The organism is Sphingomonas sp. S2-65 (genome assembly GCF_021513175.1).
Classification (GTDB): domain Bacteria; phylum Pseudomonadota; class Alphaproteobacteria; order Sphingomonadales; family Sphingomonadaceae; genus Sphingomonas.
This window is the reverse complement of record NZ_CP090953.1, coordinates 2,548,555-2,564,975: the sequence shown is the minus strand read 5'-3', so window position 1 is coordinate 2,564,975 and position 16,421 is coordinate 2,548,555. Positions and strand designations below refer to the sequence as shown.

At 67.8% G+C, this 16,421-nt stretch carries 18 protein-coding genes; 4 read left to right on the top strand and 14 right to left on the bottom strand.

The annotated features are described in order from the left end of the window. Nucleotides 1-6 precede the first annotated feature (6 nt). Both LZ586_RS12045 and LZ586_RS12040 read right to left on the bottom strand, forming a co-directional pair. Nucleotides 7-483 (bottom strand): hemerythrin domain-containing protein, encoded by a 477-nt coding sequence (locus LZ586_RS12045; RefSeq protein WP_235076535.1) that lies wholly within the window; start codon nt 481-483, stop codon nt 7-9. A 70-nt stretch (nt 484-553) separates the two neighbouring features. Beyond that, nucleotides 554-1,804, bottom strand: a complete 1,251-nt coding sequence (locus LZ586_RS12040) for a putative DNA modification/repair radical SAM protein (RefSeq protein WP_235079796.1) — start codon at nt 1,802-1,804, stop codon at nt 554-556. Nucleotides 1,805-1,882: 78 nt separating this feature from the next. Between LZ586_RS12040 and LZ586_RS12035 the strand changes: the two genes are divergently transcribed. Then, nucleotides 1,883-3,091, top strand: a complete 1,209-nt coding sequence (locus LZ586_RS12035) for a glycosyltransferase 87 family protein (protein WP_235076534.1) — start codon at nt 1,883-1,885, stop codon at nt 3,089-3,091. Between the two features lie 6 nt (nt 3,092-3,097). Here the strand turns inward: LZ586_RS12035 and LZ586_RS12030 are convergent, their stop codons facing one another. The 11 genes from LZ586_RS12030 to LZ586_RS11980 form a co-directional block, all read right to left on the bottom strand. After that, nucleotides 3,098-3,505: a hypothetical protein gene (locus tag LZ586_RS12030; protein WP_235076533.1), complete on the bottom strand. Its 408-nt coding sequence runs from the start codon at nt 3,503-3,505 to the stop codon at nt 3,098-3,100. 74 nt (nt 3,506-3,579) lie between these two features. Then, nucleotides 3,580-4,119 (bottom strand): demethoxyubiquinone hydroxylase family protein, encoded by a 540-nt coding sequence (locus LZ586_RS12025; RefSeq protein WP_235076532.1) that lies wholly within the window; start codon nt 4,117-4,119, stop codon nt 3,580-3,582. Continuing rightward, on the bottom strand, nt 4,116-4,598 hold the full coding sequence (locus tag LZ586_RS12020) for a disulfide bond formation protein B (protein ID WP_235076531.1): 483 nt from the start codon (nt 4,596-4,598) through the stop codon (nt 4,116-4,118). The genes LZ586_RS12025 and LZ586_RS12020 overlap by 4 nt, the downstream gene beginning before the upstream one ends. 3 nt (nt 4,599-4,601) lie before the next feature. Next, a complete protein-coding gene (locus tag LZ586_RS12015) occupies nt 4,602-5,933 on the bottom strand; it encodes a S41 family peptidase (RefSeq protein WP_235076530.1) in 1,332 nt (443 codons plus the stop codon). Between the two features lie 69 nt (nt 5,934-6,002). Further along, complete coding sequence (locus tag LZ586_RS12010) at nt 6,003-7,181, bottom strand: murein hydrolase activator EnvC family protein (protein WP_235076529.1); 1,179 nt, start codon at nt 7,179-7,181, stop codon at nt 6,003-6,005. Continuing rightward, nucleotides 7,181-7,603, bottom strand: a complete 423-nt coding sequence (locus LZ586_RS12005) for a 23S rRNA (pseudouridine(1915)-N(3))-methyltransferase RlmH (protein ID WP_235076528.1) — start codon at nt 7,601-7,603, stop codon at nt 7,181-7,183. The genes LZ586_RS12010 and LZ586_RS12005 overlap by 1 nt, the downstream gene beginning before the upstream one ends. A 12-nt stretch (nt 7,604-7,615) precedes the next feature. After that, the gene (gene rsfS, locus LZ586_RS12000; protein WP_235076527.1) at nt 7,616-7,996 is read right to left on the bottom strand and encodes a ribosome silencing factor; all 381 of its coding nucleotides are present in this window, start codon (nt 7,994-7,996) and stop codon (nt 7,616-7,618) included. Nucleotides 7,997-8,005: 9 nt separating this feature from the next. Then, complete coding sequence (locus tag LZ586_RS11995) at nt 8,006-8,665, bottom strand: nicotinate-nucleotide adenylyltransferase (protein WP_235076526.1); 660 nt, start codon at nt 8,663-8,665, stop codon at nt 8,006-8,008. After that, on the bottom strand, nt 8,662-8,925 hold the full coding sequence (locus tag LZ586_RS11990; protein ID WP_235076525.1) for a type II toxin-antitoxin system RelE/ParE family toxin: 264 nt from the start codon (nt 8,923-8,925) through the stop codon (nt 8,662-8,664). The genes LZ586_RS11995 and LZ586_RS11990 overlap by 4 nt, the downstream gene beginning before the upstream one ends. A gap of 24 nt (nt 8,926-8,949) precedes the next feature. Next, nucleotides 8,950-9,201: a CopG family ribbon-helix-helix protein gene (locus tag LZ586_RS11985; RefSeq protein ID WP_235076524.1), complete on the bottom strand. Its 252-nt coding sequence runs from the start codon at nt 9,199-9,201 to the stop codon at nt 8,950-8,952. Between the two features lie 31 nt (nt 9,202-9,232). Further along, entirely contained in the window at nt 9,233-10,492 is a 1,260-nt protein-coding gene (locus LZ586_RS11980) for a glutamate-5-semialdehyde dehydrogenase (protein WP_235076523.1), read from the bottom strand. Between the two features lie 47 nt (nt 10,493-10,539). On the opposite strand from LZ586_RS11980, the gene LZ586_RS11975 reads away from it, so the two are divergent. The 3 genes from LZ586_RS11975 to LZ586_RS11965 all read left to right on the top strand — a co-directional run bounded on the left by LZ586_RS11975 (nt 10,540) and on the right by LZ586_RS11965 (nt 14,098). After that, complete coding sequence (locus LZ586_RS11975) at nt 10,540-11,604, top strand: DUF3667 domain-containing protein (protein WP_235076522.1); 1,065 nt, start codon at nt 10,540-10,542, stop codon at nt 11,602-11,604. Nucleotides 11,605-11,708: 104 nt separating this feature from the next. After that, the gene (locus LZ586_RS11970) at nt 11,709-13,532 is read left to right on the top strand and encodes a glycoside hydrolase family 9 protein (RefSeq protein WP_235076521.1); all 1,824 of its coding nucleotides are present in this window, start codon (nt 11,709-11,711) and stop codon (nt 13,530-13,532) included. Between the two features lie 131 nt (nt 13,533-13,663). Continuing rightward, nucleotides 13,664-14,098 (top strand): hypothetical protein, encoded by a 435-nt coding sequence (locus LZ586_RS11965; protein ID WP_235076520.1) that lies wholly within the window; start codon nt 13,664-13,666, stop codon nt 14,096-14,098. Nucleotides 14,099-14,398: 300 nt separating this feature from the next. Here the strand turns inward: LZ586_RS11965 and ftsH are convergent, their stop codons facing one another. Next, entirely contained in the window at nt 14,399-16,372 is a 1,974-nt protein-coding gene (gene ftsH, locus LZ586_RS11960; RefSeq protein ID WP_235076519.1) for an ATP-dependent zinc metalloprotease FtsH, read from the bottom strand. Nucleotides 16,373-16,421 lie beyond the last annotated feature (49 nt).

Below are 16,421 nucleotides of genomic sequence, written 5' to 3'. Positions count from 1 at the left end.
CCGGCGTTATTCCCGCTCGTCGCCCGGCTTGTGCTCTTCGGCGCGCTCCAGCTCGGCCGGCTTGCGCTCCTCGAACTTCTCGCCCAGCGCCTCCTCGACGGCGTCGGACAGATGCGCGTCCGCGGTCGGGAACATCTCTTCCTCTTCCTCGTCGATGTGATGCTCGTAGCGGTGGCGCATCTCGGCGAACTTCGCGTCCCACTCGGTCGTGCCGAACTCGAGCTCGAGCAATTCGCCCAGGAAGTCGTCGACTTCCTTGTGCTCCGAAACCGAATGCCGCGCGTCCTCGCGCAGCTCCGGATCGCCGAGCATCGTCGCATAGAGCGATTCCTCCTCGGCGGCGGCATGCGCCTGCAGGTCGAGCCGCAGCGTCTCGAACGCGTCCTTGCGCGGCTGATCGGTGCCGGGATGGTCGCCGACTCGCTTGAGCAGCGCCCGCTGGCGGTCGTGATCGGTCTTCAGCACTTCATAGATATTCGGCATGTCGATTCCCTTCGCGCACCAAACGGCGTGCGGGTCCGCATGTTTCTCCTGCGAATCGTTCGCTTCGGTATCAGGCGGCGAACAGTTCCAGCTGCTCGCGCTTCGGCGCAACGATCGGGCGGAGTTCGGCCTTGTCGGCGAGCGCAATCGGCCGCCAATCCTCGGCAATCAGGAACGGCCGCATCTTGGTCACCGACGCAGTCAGCCGCGCCACATCCGCCAGCCGCAGCCGGCGCCAGCGCCGGGTGGCGAGGATCGCATCCACTGCCTTCACTCCGAGCCCGGGAACGCGCAGCAGCGCCTCGCGCGGCGCGCGGTTCACGTCGACCGGGAAGCGATCGCGGAACTTGAGCGCCCAGGCGAGCTTGGGATCGATGTCGAGCGGCAGCATGCCCGTGGTGACATCGGCCGCCGCCGCGACTTCGCCCGGCTGATAGTCGTAGAAGCGCATCAGCCAATCGGACTGGTACAGCCGGTGCTCGCGCATCAGCGGCGGGCGCTGGAGCGGCAGCACCGCGCTGGCATCGGGAATCGGGCTGAATGCGGAATAATAGACTCGCCGCAGCTTGAACCGGTCGTACAGCCCCGCCGCGCGGCCGATGATGTCGCCATCGGTCGCCGCATCCGCCCCGACGATCATCTGCGTCGACTGCCCCGCCGGCGCGAACTTCGGTGCCGACTTGTAGCGCTTCTTCGCGTCAGAGCCGTCGTCGATCGCAGTGCGCACCTCCTGCATCGCCCCCTCGATGCGCGGCGCCGACTTCTCCGGCGCCAGCCGCGTCAGCCCGGCGACGGTCGGCAGCTCTACGTTGATCGACACGCGGTCGGCATACATCCCGGCCTGATGCACCAGCTCGGGATCGGCATCGGGGATGGTCTTGAGGTGGATATAACCGCGGAAATCATGCTCCTCGCGCAGCAGCTTGGCCACCCGCACGATCTGCTCCATCGTATAGTTCGACGACGCGATGATCCCCGAGGAGAGGAACAGCCCCTCGATATAGTTGCGCCGGTAAAAGCTCAGCGTGAGGTCCACCACCTCTTCGGGCGTGAACCGCGCCCGCCGCACGTTCGAACTCTTGCGGTTGATGCAGTAATGACAGTCGAAGATGCAGCTGTTGGTCAGCAGGATCTTGAGCAGGCTGATGCACCGCCCGTCCGGGGCATAAGCGTGGCAGATGCCCATCCCCTCGGTCGAGCCCAGCCCCTTGCCGCCCTTATCGGACTTGCGCTTGGACGTTCCCGACGACGCGCAGGACGCGTCGTATTTGGCGGCATCCGCCAGGATCGCGAGCTTCGAGCGGACATCCAACTGCGCCATCCGTTCCATCTATGTTCCAGCGCGCGCAAAGTCCAGCGCAAGTGGACGCGCTTCGCCGCAGCCGGTAAGCGGTTCGGCATGCAACAAGGCTCTGCGCGACTGGATTGGCGGTTGGCCGCCTTGTGGATCGCGCTAGCGCTGACCTGCTTCGCCGGCTGGGCGTTCAAGAGCCACTGCATGCCCGGCGGGTGGCAGGATGCCGAGCAGTACAGCACCGGCTGCTACAGCGACGTGGTGCCCTTCTGGCTCGGCCGCGAAGTGGCGCAGGGCAAGCTGCCCTATTTTCAGACGCGCATGGAATATCCGGTGCTCACCGGCGCGCAGATCTGGGCGGAGGGCGCCGTCACGCGCGCGCTGTTCGGCCGCGGCGCCAACGACGTCCGCTTCCTGGCGGTCGTCAGCCTCGCCAACGCGCTGCTCGCCGCGCTCATCCTGCGCATGTTCCTGCGCGCCGGGGTCGATCGCCGCCGCCTCTGGGCCTGGGCCGCGGCGCCGCCGCTGGTGCTGTATCTCGGCCACAATTGGGACCTCGCCGCCGCCGCGCTCGCGGTCGGCGCCCTGCTGCTCGCCCGCTCGGGCCGGCTGGCATCCGCCGCCGCGCTCGCCGCGCTCGGCGCCGCCGCCAAGCTCTTTCCCGCGCTTGCGCTGCCTTTGTTCGGGCTGCAGGCGCTGTTCGGCCGGGGTGGATGGCTGGTCCGCCTGCGCAGCGCGGCGCTGGTCACTGCGGCGGCGGTCGGCGCCTGGGCGCTGGTGAACCTGCCGGTCGCGCTGCTCGCCCCCGACAATTGGAGCGAGTTCTACCGCTTCTCGCAGGAGCGCCAGGGCACCGCCGGCGCCAGCTGGGAAGTGCTCGCCAACACCGGCCTGTGGTTCACTTGGATCGAGCAGCGCAACCTCTACGCCGCCGCGCTGTTCCTCGGCGGCGCCGCGCTGATCGTCGGGATCGGCTGGCGGCAACACCGCGATCACCTCTGGGTGCTGTTCACCCCGGTGCTCGCCTGGTTCATGCTGACCAACAAAGTCTATTCGCCGCAGTTTGACCTGTGGCTCTATCCGGTGCTGCTGCTGACGGCGCCACGGCTGCTGCCGGTGGCGCTGTTCGTGCTGGGCGACGTCGCCGCCTATTTCGCAGAATTCTGGTGGTTCGCCGGCATGGAGGGTGGCTGGCCAGCCACCACGCCGACTCACATCGCCTATGCCGCGGCGTTGCGCGGTGCGGCGATGCTGTGGATCATCGCGGACTGCGTGCTGCGCCGGGCGCCCCACTGGGTACGCCCGCCGCGCTAAGCCTGCTCAAGGCAGCGGCAGGTCAGTCTGCGCCTCGCGCCGGGCCCGGGACTCCGCCTTGGACTGCCGCGCCTGGCGCACGAAGCACCCGGTCGATCCGCCCGCGCCCACGGTGGAGCAGCTGCCGGTGCCGAACTGGCCTTCCTCCAGCGCGCCCTGCGAGCGCACTGCCCAGCTTTCGGTCTGCTGCGGCGGACCGGGCTGCTCGCGCAACGTCTTGGGAATGCGAAACCGCTCGGATTCGTCCAGCCGGCGGCAGATCACGACTTCCTCGCCGTTGCTGTTGGTCGGGCATTTGTCTTCGCCATAGATCACCAGCACGCCGTTCTGCGCCGCATTCTGCGCCTGCGCGGCGTTCGGAGCCACCAGGGTAGCGGCGGCGAGGGCCGCGACGAGGGCAATGCGTTCCAGCATGATCTACTCCTTGAACCCGCCTTTTGACGGGGCAACGCTTAATCTAGCCTGTCATATCCGTTCGCCACCCGAAGTCATATCCGTTTCGACGACGCAATGGCCACGCGGCAGCCCAGCCGGATCAGCGCCGATAGCACCGGATAGCCCAGCGCGTTCTCCGCGCCATGGCCCAGCGCGGTGTCGCGATGCTCCAGCTCTTCGGCCTGGAACTTGAGCACTGCGGTGCGCAGTTCGGGATCGTCATCGTCCCGAGCCAGTTCATCGACCTGCTGCTGGTAATGCTTGTCGATCTCGGTCTCGACCGCGGCGGTACACGCCATCGCCGCCTCCGGCCCCAGCGCCGCCGTCACCGCGCCCAGCGCGAACCCGGCCACGTTCCAGAAGGGCTGCAACGCCGTCGGGCGAATGCCCCGCCGCGCGAGCACGCCGTCGAAGAACGCGCGATGCTCCTCCTCCTGAAGCGCCATGCCGTTGATCATCCGCGCCATCGGCGTGCGGTCGCCCATGATCGCCAGCTGCCCGGCATAGATACGGGTGGCGCCATATTCGCCGGCCTGGTCGACGCGGACCATCATGTCGCGCGCCTCGCGTCTGTCTCCGGGCTTCCAGCTCATCGGCGTGGCCTCCTCGCCGCCAGGATGAAGATCGCCACCGCGCCCCCCAGCGACAGGATCGCGTTGAACCCGGCCAGGCTGATCCCGAACAGCGACCATTGCGGCACGTCGCAGCGGATCAGCGGCTTGCCCAATGCTTCCTTCAGGATGTCCATCGGGTCGCCATGCGCCAGGCTGGTGGTGCAGGCGGTGATCCCCTGCCACCAATGATATTCCACGCCGGCATGGAACACGCCGATGCCGCCGCTCACCGCGATCAGCACGCCGGCGAACAGCACGAACAGCGTCCGAACCACGCGCGGCCGCACCACGAAGCTCAGCGCCGCTACAATCACCGCCGCATAATGTGGCCAGCGCTGCCAATGGCACATTTCGCACGGCACCAGCCCAAACAGCTGCGATCCCCAGGCGCCCGCCAGCAGCGCCGCGGGCAGCAACAGCGCGATCCAGCGCGCGGTGCGAAGTCCGTCCCTGCGCATCGCCTAGCGGGCCTTCGTCGCGACCTGGCCCTTGGGGCCCGTGCGCGAGATGGTCTGCAGCGCGTAATGCAGCTGGAAGTCGTCAATGCCCTGCTTCTTCAGTTCCTCGGGCGTCGCCGAGAAGCGCGGATCGGTGCGGGCGTCATCCTCCAGGACCGAATCATCGACCTTGTCCTGATTGATCAGGTGACGGCGCAGGTCGGCCTCGCGCAGCACCGGCCGGGTCTTGTAGTCGGGGTCGGAGATCTGCGGCACCAGCAGATCGGGCTTGATCCCGCCCTCCTGCACCGAATGGCCCGACGGAGTGTAATAGCGCGCGGTGGTCAAGCGCAGCGCGGCATGCTCGCCCATCGGCAGGATGGTCTGCACCGATCCCTTGCCGAAGCTGCGCGTACCCATCACCAGTGCACGGTGATGATCCTGCAGCGCGCCGGCGACGATCTCGGATGCCGAAGCCGTGCCGGCATCCACCAGCACCACCAGCGGCAGCCCGCGAGTCAAGTCGCCCGGCACCATGCTCTCGGCATAATAACGCTCGACGTCGTTCGTCTCGCGCCCGCGCTGCGAGACGATCTCGCCATGGCTCAGGAACACGTCGGACACCGCGATCGCCTCGCTCAGCAGCCCGCCGCCATTGGCGCGCAGATCGATGACATAGCCGCTCGGCTTGTGCCCCAGCTGCTTCTCGATCCCCTGGATCGCCTTGACCGTGTCCGCGCCGGTCTGGGCCGTGAAGGTGTTGATGTTGATATAGCCGACGCCGTTCTTCACTTCCCACTTCACCGGCTTCTGCACGATGATCTCGCGGGTCAGGGTGAACTGCAGCGGCTTGTCGGCGCCCGGGCGGATGATCGTCATCGCGATCTTGCTGCCCGGCGCGCCGCGCATCTGCTGCACCGCTTCGTCCAGGCTGCCGCCGACGATGAACTTGCCGTCGATATGCGTGATATAGTCGCCGGACTTGATCCCGGCGCGCGCCGCCGGCGTATCTTCGGTCGGGGCGATCACCTTGACCGCGCCGTCCTCCTCGGTGACGGTCAGGCCCAGCCCGCCATAATTGCCCTGGGTCTGGATCTGGAGATTGTCGTATTCCAGGCCGTCGGCATAGCTGCTGTGCGGATCCAGCGAGGCGAGCATGCCCTGGATCGCGCCTTCCATCAGCTTCTTGTCGTCGACCTTGTCGACATAGTTCGCCTTGACCTGGTTCAGCACCGCCAGGAACGTGTCGAGCTCACGATAGCTGCTGGTATCCACGCCGGCCATCGCGCCGGAGGCGATGGGAACCAGCGCCAGCGCGCCCACGGCGGCGGTGACCTGAAGAAACGAACGCAACATCGACACGAACTTTCAGTTCTGGGGAATTGTCCCGAATATGGGGGAAGATAGCGGCGTTTTCACGGCCTGTCAGTCGAGCAATTGTACAAGGTCGACGGGGGTTCCGCGCCGCCGAAGCTCCACCGTCACCCGCGGCTCGTCACTCTTGCCCGCGCGGCCGATCGGCGCGGCCTGCGCGACCCTCTGCCCCAATCGGACGGACACGGACCCCAGGCCGGCGACCAGCGAGGTCCAGCCATTGCCATGGTCGATGATGACGACCCCGCCATAGCCGCGGAACGGCCCGGCATAGGCGATGCGTCCGCCCGCCGGCGCGCGGACCGGCGCATCGGCGGCGCAGGCCAGCGTCAGCCCGCGGGCGCGCACCCCAGTGGGCGACAATTCGCCGAACCCGGTCGCCAGCCGTCCCCATACCGGCAGCAGATAGGGACGGTCGCCGTCCACCTGCAGCGCCTGCGGCCGGCCCTCCGCGGGGCGCGGCAGCGGTCCCTCCAGCCCGGCCAGCGCATCGCGGACCTGGGCGACGGTTCCGGCATTCTCCATCTGGTCGGCGATCTCGCGGGCGCGCTCGCCCATGGCGATGGCGCGATCGCTTTCCACCAGTGCGGTGCGGCCCAGTTCCTCCGAACGCAGCCGGTGCTCGGCCTCCAGCTGCACCAGCGCCAGCCGCTCGTCCTCCAGCCGCGCGCGGCTCTGCTGCAGCCGGGCCGCTGCGCTGCCGGCGGTTGCGCGCAGCGCGCCGGCGCGATCCAGCTCCGCGCGCACGGCTGCGGTACGCACCTCCACCAGCGGCAGCGCGGCACCGAGTGCGGCCCGGACATGCACCATGTCGGCGGTCGATCCCGGCTGGATCAGCCCCAGGATCGGCGGCCGGCGCGCCATGGACTGCAGCGCCGCGAGCAGCTTCAGGATCGGGCTTTGCTGCGCTCCCAGCCGCGCACGCTGCGCGGCGAGCAGCCGATCGACGATCGCGATCCGCGCGTTCGCCGCGGCGATATCGGCTTCCGCCGCCTTGATCCGCTCGGCCGCCGCGGCTTCCTCGCCCTGCGCCTGTGCCGCCCGGTCGCGCTCGGCCGCCGCCGCGCGCTCCAGTGCATCTGCCCGCGCACGCGCCGCCCGCGCCTGCGACGACGCCGATTTCAGCCGCACCTGCTGGTCGCCCAGCGTCGGCGCCTGCGCTCCGGCCAGGCTGCCGGTCACCAGGATCGCGGCGAGCGCCAGGGGGACGGCCAGGATGCGCGCGCCCATCACCCTTCCCGGTGATACGGATGGTTGGCCAGGATCGACGAAGCCCGCCACAATTGCTCGGCCAGCATCGCGCGGGCCATCATGTGCGGCCACGTCGCCTTGCCGAACGACAACAGCATGTGCGCGTCGCCGCGCTGGGCATCGTCGAAGCCATCGGCGGCGCCGATCAGGAAGCGGGTTTCGCGGATCCCGTCGTCGCGCCAGCGGCCCAGCCGCTCGGCCAATGTCCTTGAGGGAAGGTTCTCGCCCGTCTCATCCAGCATGACGATGCGGGTAGCGGGCTCGACCGCCGGCATTTTGCCGCCGATATCGGGAAGTTCGGTGACGCGGGTGGGCCAGCCGACTCGCTTCAGATAGCGCTCGACCAGCTCGGCTTCGGGTGACCGGCCGATGCGCCCCCGCGCCACGATGTGGAGCAGCACCGGTCGTTACGCTCAGGCCTGAGCGGCCGGCGCAGTGTCTCCGAACGCCCACATCCGCTCCAGATTGTAGAAGGTGCGGACTTCGGGGCGGAACAGGTGGACGATCACGTCACCGGCATCGATCAGCACCCAGTCGGCGGTGGCCAGGCCTTCGATGCGCGGATTGCGGCCGAACTCGGCCTTGATCTTCTCGCCCAATTTGGCGGCCATCGACGCGACCTGCCGCGTGGACCGGCCGCTCGCGACGACCATGTAATCGGCGATGCTCGACTTGCCGGCGAGCGGGATCGAGACGGTCTCGACCGCCTGATCGTCCTCCAGCGAAGTGAGGATCAGCTTGTGCAGCGCATCGGCGTCGTCGGCGATCGCCTGCACATGGGGGGTAGTTGCCAAGATAGCTCCTTAAGGTTCCAACACGCCTGTGCTCGGACGTGGGTTCGGCACGGGCACGGTCGATATGGGGTGTCGAGTCGCATCCGAAAAGTGCCGTTGCCAGGCGGGGTCCGCAGCCCGAAGGCGCGTGGCGGAGGTCGGATCGGGGCGAAAGCGCAGCAACACGAGGGCCGGCAAGCTCCAACACGTCCAATGCTTTGCCTGGCCTGCGGGCCGCACAGCGCGCCGCAGCCAACTCATCGCAGGACTTGCGTGAGCCCGTGCACTATAGCCCGGACGCGCAACAACCGCAATCGGAACGGTGCGCGCGATCTTCCGCCAATCGCGCCACTGGTGGAATTGGGCGAGATTGTCTCCGCCCATCAGCCAGACGAAGCGATGCTGCGGGTAACGCCGCACCAGCTTTTCGAGCGTGTCGGCGGTATAGCGCGTCCCCAATTCGGCCTCGATCGCGCTCGCCCGAATCGGCGCATGCCGCGCCGCGTGCCGCGCCGAGGATAGCCGCACCGCCAGCGGCGCCATGCCGTCCTCCGGCTTGAGCGGATTGCCCGGCGAGACCAGCCACCACACTTCGTCGAGCCCCAGCGCGCGCAGGGCGTTGAGCGACAGCCGCCGATGCCCGAGATGCGCCGGATTGAACGACCCGCCGAGAAGACCGATGCGGCTCACAGCGTGCCAGACCGTTCCTGCGCGCCGTGCAGCACCCGCAGGATGCGGACATGGTCGCGCTCGATCCGATAAAAGAGGATGTAGCTGGTGCGGGCGACGCGCCATTTGCGCCGGGCGCCATGTTCGGTCGCCGGTCCGGCTTGGGGCAAGTCCCCCAGGATCCGCGTCGCGCCGACGATCCGTTGTAGGATCTCGGCGGCCAGCTCTGGATCGATCGCCTGGTGGTAACGCGCGATCCGCTCGGCGTCCGCTTGCGCCATCAGCGCCCAGCGTATGTCCGCCACTCAGGCGGCCGCGCTGCGCTGCAGTCCGGCCACCCAGGCCTCCATGTCCGCCTGGGTCTTGTATTCGCCGCGGTCGATCTGGCGGTCGGCCTCGTCGAGCGAATCCATCAACTCGCTCTCGGACAAGACGAACTGCTCCACCGCCCGTGCGACGATCCAGGCACGCGATCGATCCATCCGCTCCGCGAGAAGATCAAGCTTGGCCGAAGTCTCCTCCGCCACGCGTCCGCTGATGACCGCCGATTTGCGCATGCAACGAATGTATACAATGGGAACGCCTGCTTCAAGGCCGCGCCTGGCCGGTCCCGCGCACCACCCATTTATACGTGGTGAGCCCTTCCAGCGCCACCGGCCCGCGGGCATGCAGTCGCCCGGTGGAGATCCCGATCTCCGCCCCCAGCCCGAACTCGCCGCCATCGGCGAATTGAGTCGAGGCGTTCCACATCACGATCGCGCTGTCGACCGCCGCCAGGAAGCGCTCGGCCACGCCCGCGTCCTGCGTCACGATCGCATCGGTATGCCCCGAGCCATGCCGGGCGATATGCGCCATCGCCTCGTCGGGCCCCTCGACCAGTTTCACCGAAAGCACCGCGTCGAGATATTCGGTATCCCAATCCTCCGCCTGCGCCGCCACCACCCGCGGCTCGATCGCCTGCACTTGTGCATCACCGCGCAGCTCGCACCCTGCGTCCGCCAGCGCCGCAAGCACCGCACCCGTCCCGCCAAAGCCGCGATCGACCAGCAAGGTCTCGGTCGCTCCGCAAATCCCGGTCCGCCGCATCTTGGCGTTCAGCGCCAGGTCGCGCGCCATCGCCGGGTCGGCGGCGGCGTGAAGATAAGTGTGGTTGAGCCCGTCGAGATGCGCCAGCACCGGCACCCGCGCCTCGGCCTGCACCCGCGCCACCAGCCCCTTGCCGCCGCGCGGCACCACCATGTCGATCATGCCCGCAGCGGTCAGCATCGCCCCCACCGCCGCGCGGTCGGTCACCGGCACCAGCTGCACCGCGTCGGCCGGCATGCCCCCCGCCGCCAGCCCCCGCGCCAGCGCCGCATGGATCGCCCGGTTGCTGCGGATCGCCTCGGATCCGCCGCGCAGGATCGCGGCATTGCCCGCCATCGCGCACAAGGCACCGGCATCGGCGGTGACATTGGGCCGGCTCTCATAGATGATCCCGATCACGCCGATCGGCACGCGGACCCGGCTCAGCGCCAAGCCGTTGGGCCGCTCGGCCCGGTCGAACACCGCCCCCACCGGATCCGCCAGCCCGGCCACTGCGGCGACGCCGTCCGCCATCGCCGCGATCCGCCCGGCATCGAGCCGCAGCCGGTCGAGCATCGCCCCCGACAGGCCCGCCGCCTGCGCCGCGGCCATGTCCTCGCGGTTCGCCGCCTCGATCGTCCCTGCGGCGTCGCGCAGCGCCTGTGCGCCCGCCAGCAGCGCCTGCCGCTTGGCGTCGCTCGGCATGCCCGCCAGCACGCGCGCTGCATCCCGCGCCCGCGCGCCCATCCCGGCGATCAGATTTAAGGTCTCGGCATCGGCCATGCGCCTCTGCTAGCATGCCCGCGGGGAAACGGTACAGGGCGGGACGAATGGGGGGAATGGAGGCAGCAGGCGAGCTGGTGACTGGCGCGCTGCTCGGGCGGGCGATCGACCGCCCGGACGCGGCGCATGCGCACGGCGCGCATATGTGCCTGAACTGCGGCACCGCGCTGATCGGCGAGCATTGCCACCATTGCGGCCAGCCCGGCCACGTCCACCGCTCGCTCCACGCCGTCGGGCACGAGATCGTCCACGGCGTCTTCCATTTCGAAGGTAAGTTCTGGCGCACGCTGCCGCTGCTCGCCTGGCGCCCGGGCGATCTCACCCGCCGCTACGTTGCGGGCGAGCGCACCCGCTTCGTGTCGCCGATGGCGATCTTCCTGTTCTCGATCTTCGCAATGTTTGCGGTCTTCTCCTGGGCCGGCGTCACGCCGTCGACCAACTTCAAGACCGGCGGCGGCGCCAGGCCGCTCGCCGCGATCGAGGAGGACCGCCAGTCGGTGCTGAAGGATCGGCAGGACGCGATCGCCGACCGCGACAAGCTCGCCGCGGGCGATCCCGACCGGATCGACGAGCAGGAGCGCATCGACAAGGACAATATCAAGCTCAAGGCGCTCGACATCGCCGCCGCGCCGCTACGCCAGGTGGGCGAGCGCCCGGAGGCCGAGATAAACTACACCGGCATCGCCTTCATCGATCACGGCATCGAGAAGTGGCACAAGAATCCCTCGCTGATGGTCTACAAGCTCCAGTCGTCGAGCTACAAATTCTCGTGGCTGCTGATCCCGCTGTCGCTGCCGTTCCTGTGGCTGCTGTTCTTCTGGAAGCGCCAGTACAAGCTCTACGACCACGCGATCTTCATCATCTATTCGATCGCCTTCATGTCGCTGCTGTACATCGTGCTGTCGCTGGCAAGAGCGGTGGGCGTCTCGTCCGGGCTGCTCCAGGTGCTGGGGCTGGTCGTGCCGTTCGTCCACATCACCCGCCAGCTGCAACAGGCCTATAGCCTCGGCTGGTTCTCGGCGATCGTCCGCTCGGTGCTGCTCGCGCACTTCATCGGCATCGTCCTGGCGCTGTTCCTGGTGATCCTGTTGGCGATGGGGGCAACCGGCTAGGGCCAGCCGATCGGCGGGTCCGGATCGGCAATGCACGGCCGCGGGCGCCGGGTATCAATCGCCGGGAAAAGCGTTAAGCCACAGGGGTCTAACGGAGGCGCCTCTTGAAACTTTCCCCTGCGATTTTCCGCGTTGCCTTGCTGCCCGCCGTCGCAGCATTCCTTTCTGGCGCCGGCAACCCCGTCCCCGCCATCCGGCTGAACCAGGTCGGCTTCCTGCCCGACACGGCGAAGCGCGCAGTGGTGGCCACTGCGTCAACCAAGCCGCTCCGCTGGCGGGTCGTCGACGCCGGCGGCAGGATCGCGGCCCAGGGATGGTCGAGCGTGATCGGCGCCGATGCGGCTTCGGGCGACCATGTCCATCTCGTCCGCTTCGACCAGGTTACGGCGCCCGGCATCTATCGGATCGAGATTGGCGGCCAGACCAGCCGCGCCTTCGTGGTGCGCGCGGGGCTCTACGCCCCGCTGGCATCGGCGGCGCTCAACTATTTCTACCAGACCCGCGCCGGCATCCCGATCGAGGCGCGCTATGCCGGCGGCGCCCTATGGGCGCGGCCCGCCGGGCACCCCAAGGAAATCGCGCCGTGCTTCAAGGGCGCGGATGAGCGCGGCACCGTCTGGCCGGGGTGCGGCTACACGCTCGACGTGACCGGCGGCTGGTACGATGCGGGCGACCAGGGCAAATATGTCGTCAATGGCGGCATCGCGCTGTGGACGCTGCAGAACCTGTACGAACGCCAGGCCGCCACCGGGCGTTTCGCCTTCGCCGATGGCCGCGCCCGGCTTCCCGAGGCGGGCAACGGCATCGACGACCTCCTTGACGAGGCGCGTTGGGAGATGCGGTTCCTGTTGTCGATGCAGGTGCCCGATGGCACCCGCGCGCAGGTGCCGGTGGGGCCGCTCCAGCGCGGCGCGCCGCTGACGTTCCACGCCATCGACGCAGGCGGAATGGCGCACCAGAAGGTGGCCGACCGCAACTGGACCCCGCTTCCGACCCGGCCGCACGAGGACAAGGAAGACCGCCTGCTCTATCCGCCGACGACCGGCGCGACGCTCAACCTGGCCGCCACCGCGGCGCAATGCGCGCGGATCTGGCGAGGAATCGATCCGGCATTCGCGGCAACCTGCCTGAGCGCCGCCAAGCGCGCCTACCAAGCGGCGCTGCGCAATCCGCAGGTATATGCGACCAACAGCTTCACCGGCAGCGGCGGCTATGGCGACAACGATCTGTCGGACGAGCTTTATTGGGCGACCGCGGAATTGTGGGCGACGACGGGCGAGGCCGGCTATGGCGAAGCGCTGCGCGGCATGCCGGCCCATGACGCGGCGGTGCGCGAGCCCAATTGGGGCAATGTCGCCGCGCTCGGCACGATCACCCTCGCCAGCGCTCCAGGCATTCCACAGGCCAAGGCCGCACGCGCCAAGGCGGCGCTGGTCGCCGCCGCCGACGGATTCCTCGCCGAGGAGGCGCGCTCGGGGTACCGCATACCCTATGCGACGCTCGCTTATCCTTGGGGCTCGAACTCGTCGATCCTCAACCGGGCGATGATCCTCGGCCTCGCGCACCGCTTCACCCGCGACGCACGCTATCGCGACGGCGCGGTCGACGCGATGGATTATGTGCTCGGGCGCAACCCGCTCGACCAGAGCTATGTGTCGGGCTTCGGCGCGCGGCCGCTGATGAACCCGCATCACCGCTTCTGGGCACGCCAACTCGACGCATCGCTCCCCGGGCCGCCGCCGGGCGTCGTATCCGGAGGCCCCAATTCGACGGGGATGACCGATCCGGTCGCACTGGCCATGAAGGGCAAGTGCGCGCCCCAACGCTGCTGGAAGGACGAGATCACCGCCTATGCGCTGAACGAAGTCGCGATCAACTGGAACGCGCCCTTGCTGTGGGTGGCATCCTATCTCGACGGCAATGCCTGAGGCTCAGTGCCGGGCCCACGCGGTATTGCACTTCCACGCACAGGGCAGGAAGTGGCGAAGATCTCCGTTTTCTCGTAACACACCGAAACTAGCGTCGCGTTGAACTCCCAATCGAATTGCAGAGGGTCGGCATGCGAATCACTACAGTTCCCGCGCTTGGATCCTTGCTGCTGATGTGTGCGCCTGCTCAAGCCGCACCACGGAAAGCGGAAGCAGAAACCTACTCGATCAGGATGCAAATCTATGATGGCGACGAACTAATCGGCCGACCTCAGCTCACCGCGAAGGAGGGACAACCGTTCACTGTCGAAGCGGTTCTGCCGACGGGGAAAGGCTACACCGTTGCAGCGGCGCTGACGCGGACGACAAGCAACACTGTCGCCATCAAGGCTCGGATAGAGGTTCTATCCCCCGGTGTGCGCCGATCGATGTCGCCGGAAATGTCGGTCACGCTGGGAAGTGCCGCATCCTTCACCAAAAGCACTGAGGGGGCGCCGCCGATCCGGGTCATTTTCGAAGTCGGCACGGACCAGACCGCAAGCAAGTCGTTGGGGAAGCCGGAGTGATCCGGCTGACCTAATCGCGTTCTTTGCTCTTGGTGCTTGCACCACAGGCGGTCACCGCCGCCCTGCCGTAGACCAAGCGGCTCTCTGGGAAGATCAAGCTGACGCGGTGGCAGAGCCTCCCAAAAGTGCGCCGCTCCTTCTGACTTGTAAGTGATCGAAGGGCGGCATGGCAGAAAGGCCGCCGACTACCGCTGCCGCCCCATCAGGCCGCCGGATTTGTAAAATACAAAGTCGCCAAAAGAAAAGCCCTTCTCCGGCATCCCGGAGAAGGGCTTTTTCTTACCGCCGGTCCCGATCCGGTCAGGCGCCCTGCGGCGCCGGGTTCCCGAAGGGCCCCTTGGGCTTGCGGATCTTGGGGATCGAGGTTCCCGCGGTCGCCACCACGGTCGCCTTCGCGCCCGGGTCGGCGCGGTCGATCTGGTCGCCAGCCAGGATCCGCTTGATCTCATCGCCCGTGAGCGTCTCATATTCCAGCAGCGCCTGAGCCAGGCCGTGCAGCTGGTCGATATGGTCGGTCAACACCTGCTTGGCGCGGTTGAGGCCGCCCTCGACCAGCTTCTTGATCTCGGCGTCGATCAGCAAAGCAGTCTCGTTCGACATGCTTGCCGCGCGGCTGCCGCCATAGCCGAGATAGCCCTGCTCCTCTTCGGCATATTCCAGCGGACCGACCGCTTCGGACATGCCCCATTTGGTCACCATCGAGCGCGCGAGCCGCGTCGCCGACTGGATGTCCGAAGACGCGCCCGAGGACACCCGGTCGTATCCGAAGATCAGTTCCTCGGCGACCCGGCCGCCCATCGCGATCGACAGATGCGCATACATCTGGTCGCGGTGCATCGAATTCTGGTCGCGCTCGGGCAGGCGCATCACCATGCCCAGCGCGCGGCCGCGCGGGATGATCGTCGCCTTGTGGATCGGATCGGATGCCGGCTCGTGCAGCGCGACCACGGCGTGGCCGGCCTCGTGATAGGCCGTCATCCTTTTCTCGTCCTCGGTCATCAGCATCGATCGGCGCTCGGCGCCCATCATCACCTTGTCCTTGGCGTCCTCGAACTCGCTCATCGCCACCAGCCGCTTGCCGCGCCGCGCCGCGAGCAGCGCCGCCTCGTTGACCAGATTGGCCAGGTCGGCGCCCGAGAAACCGGGGGTGCCGCGCGCGATCGTCCGGCTGTCCACGTCGGGCGCCAGCGGCACCTTCTTCATATGGACTTCCAGGATCTTCACGCGGCCTTCGATGTCCGGACGCGGCACCACGACCTGGCGGTCGAAGCGGCCCGGACGCAGCAGCGCGGGATCGAGCACGTCGGGGCGGTTGGTCGCCGCGACGATGATGATGCCTTCGTTCGCGTCGAAGCCGTCCATCTCGACCAGCAGCTGGTTCAGCGTCTGCTCGCGCTCGTCATTCTGGTTGCCCAGGCCGGCGCCGCGCGAACGGCCGACCGCGTCGATTTCGTCGATGAAGATGATGCACGGTGCCGACTTCTTGGCCTGCTCGAACATGTCGCGCACCCGGCTCGCGCCGACGCCGACGAACATCTCGACGAAGTCGGAGCCCGAGATCGAGAAGAACGGCACGCCTGCCTCGCCGGCGATCGCGCGGGCGAGCAGCGTCTTGCCGGTGCCCGGCGAGCCGACCAGCAGCGCGCCCTTGGGGATCTTGCCGCCCAGCCGGGCGAACTTGGTCGGGTCCTTGAGGAACTCGACGATCTCCTGGAGCTCCTCGCGCGCCTCGTCGATGCCGGCGACGTCGTCGAAGGTGACCTTGCCTTCCTTCTGCGTCAGCAGCTTGGCGCGGCTCTTGCCGAAGCCCATCGCCCCGCCCGCGCCCGAATTCTTCTGCATCTGGCGCACCACGAAGAACGCTATCCCTAAGAACAGCAGGAACGGCAGCGACTGATAGAGGATGTAGAACCACACCGACGGCTGCTCTTCGGGCCGCGCGTTGATCGTGACGTTCTTCTCGCGCAGCGTCTGGATCAGCTGCGGGTCATAAGGGGCGTTGGTGCGGAACTTGGCGTCGCTCGACAGCGTGCCGGTCACCGTGCTGGTGCCACCAGTGCCGCCGGTGACGTTGACCGACTTCACTTCGCCCGCCTGCACCTTGTCCAGGAAGCTCGAATAGGCGATCGAATCGCCCGCCGCGGCCGTGCTGCGGCCGTCGAACATGGTGACGAACAGGGCCAGCGCCGCAAGGATGCCCACCCAGATCAGCAGGCTCTTCATCCACGGGTTGCCGCCGTTTTCCGGACCCTGCTGCTTGTCGTTGTCGTTCATGTGGTGCTCGGTACCTTTCCGACGCTCAAGATAGGAGCGTCCAGGTTAA

Bases quoted from the DNA above. Each gene is read 5' to 3' on its own strand.
- LZ586_RS12045 (WP_235076535.1), bottom strand. From the start codon at position 483: ATGCCGAATATCTATGAAGTGCTGAAGACCGATCACGACCGCCAGCGG.
- LZ586_RS12040 (WP_235079796.1), bottom strand. From the start codon at position 1,804: ATGGCGCAGTTGGATGTCCGCTCGAAGCTCGCGATCCTGGCGGATGCC.
- LZ586_RS12035 (WP_235076534.1), top strand. From the start codon at position 1,883: ATGCAACAAGGCTCTGCGCGACTGGATTGGCGGTTGGCCGCCTTGTGG.
- LZ586_RS12030 (WP_235076533.1), bottom strand. From the start codon at position 3,505: ATGCTGGAACGCATTGCCCTCGTCGCGGCCCTCGCCGCCGCTACCCTG.
- LZ586_RS12025 (WP_235076532.1), bottom strand. From the start codon at position 4,119: ATGAGCTGGAAGCCCGGAGACAGACGCGAGGCGCGCGACATGATGGTC.
- LZ586_RS12020 (WP_235076531.1), bottom strand. From the start codon at position 4,598: ATGCGCAGGGACGGACTTCGCACCGCGCGCTGGATCGCGCTGTTGCTG.
- LZ586_RS12015 (WP_235076530.1), bottom strand. From the start codon at position 5,933: ATGTTGCGTTCGTTTCTTCAGGTCACCGCCGCCGTGGGCGCGCTGGCG.
- LZ586_RS12010 (WP_235076529.1), bottom strand. From the start codon at position 7,181: ATGGGCGCGCGCATCCTGGCCGTCCCCCTGGCGCTCGCCGCGATCCTG.
- LZ586_RS11990 (WP_235076525.1), bottom strand. From the start codon at position 8,925: ATGGCGCAAGCGGACGCCGAGCGGATCGCGCGTTACCACCAGGCGATC.
- LZ586_RS11985 (WP_235076524.1), bottom strand. From the start codon at position 9,201: ATGCGCAAATCGGCGGTCATCAGCGGACGCGTGGCGGAGGAGACTTCG.
- LZ586_RS11980 (WP_235076523.1), bottom strand. From the start codon at position 10,492: ATGGCCGATGCCGAGACCTTAAATCTGATCGCCGGGATGGGCGCGCGG.
- LZ586_RS11975 (WP_235076522.1), top strand. From the start codon at position 10,540: ATGGGGGGAATGGAGGCAGCAGGCGAGCTGGTGACTGGCGCGCTGCTC.
- LZ586_RS11965 (WP_235076520.1), top strand. From the start codon at position 13,664: ATGCGAATCACTACAGTTCCCGCGCTTGGATCCTTGCTGCTGATGTGT.
- ftsH (WP_235076519.1), bottom strand. From the start codon at position 16,372: ATGAACGACAACGACAAGCAGCAGGGTCCGGAAAACGGCGGCAACCCG.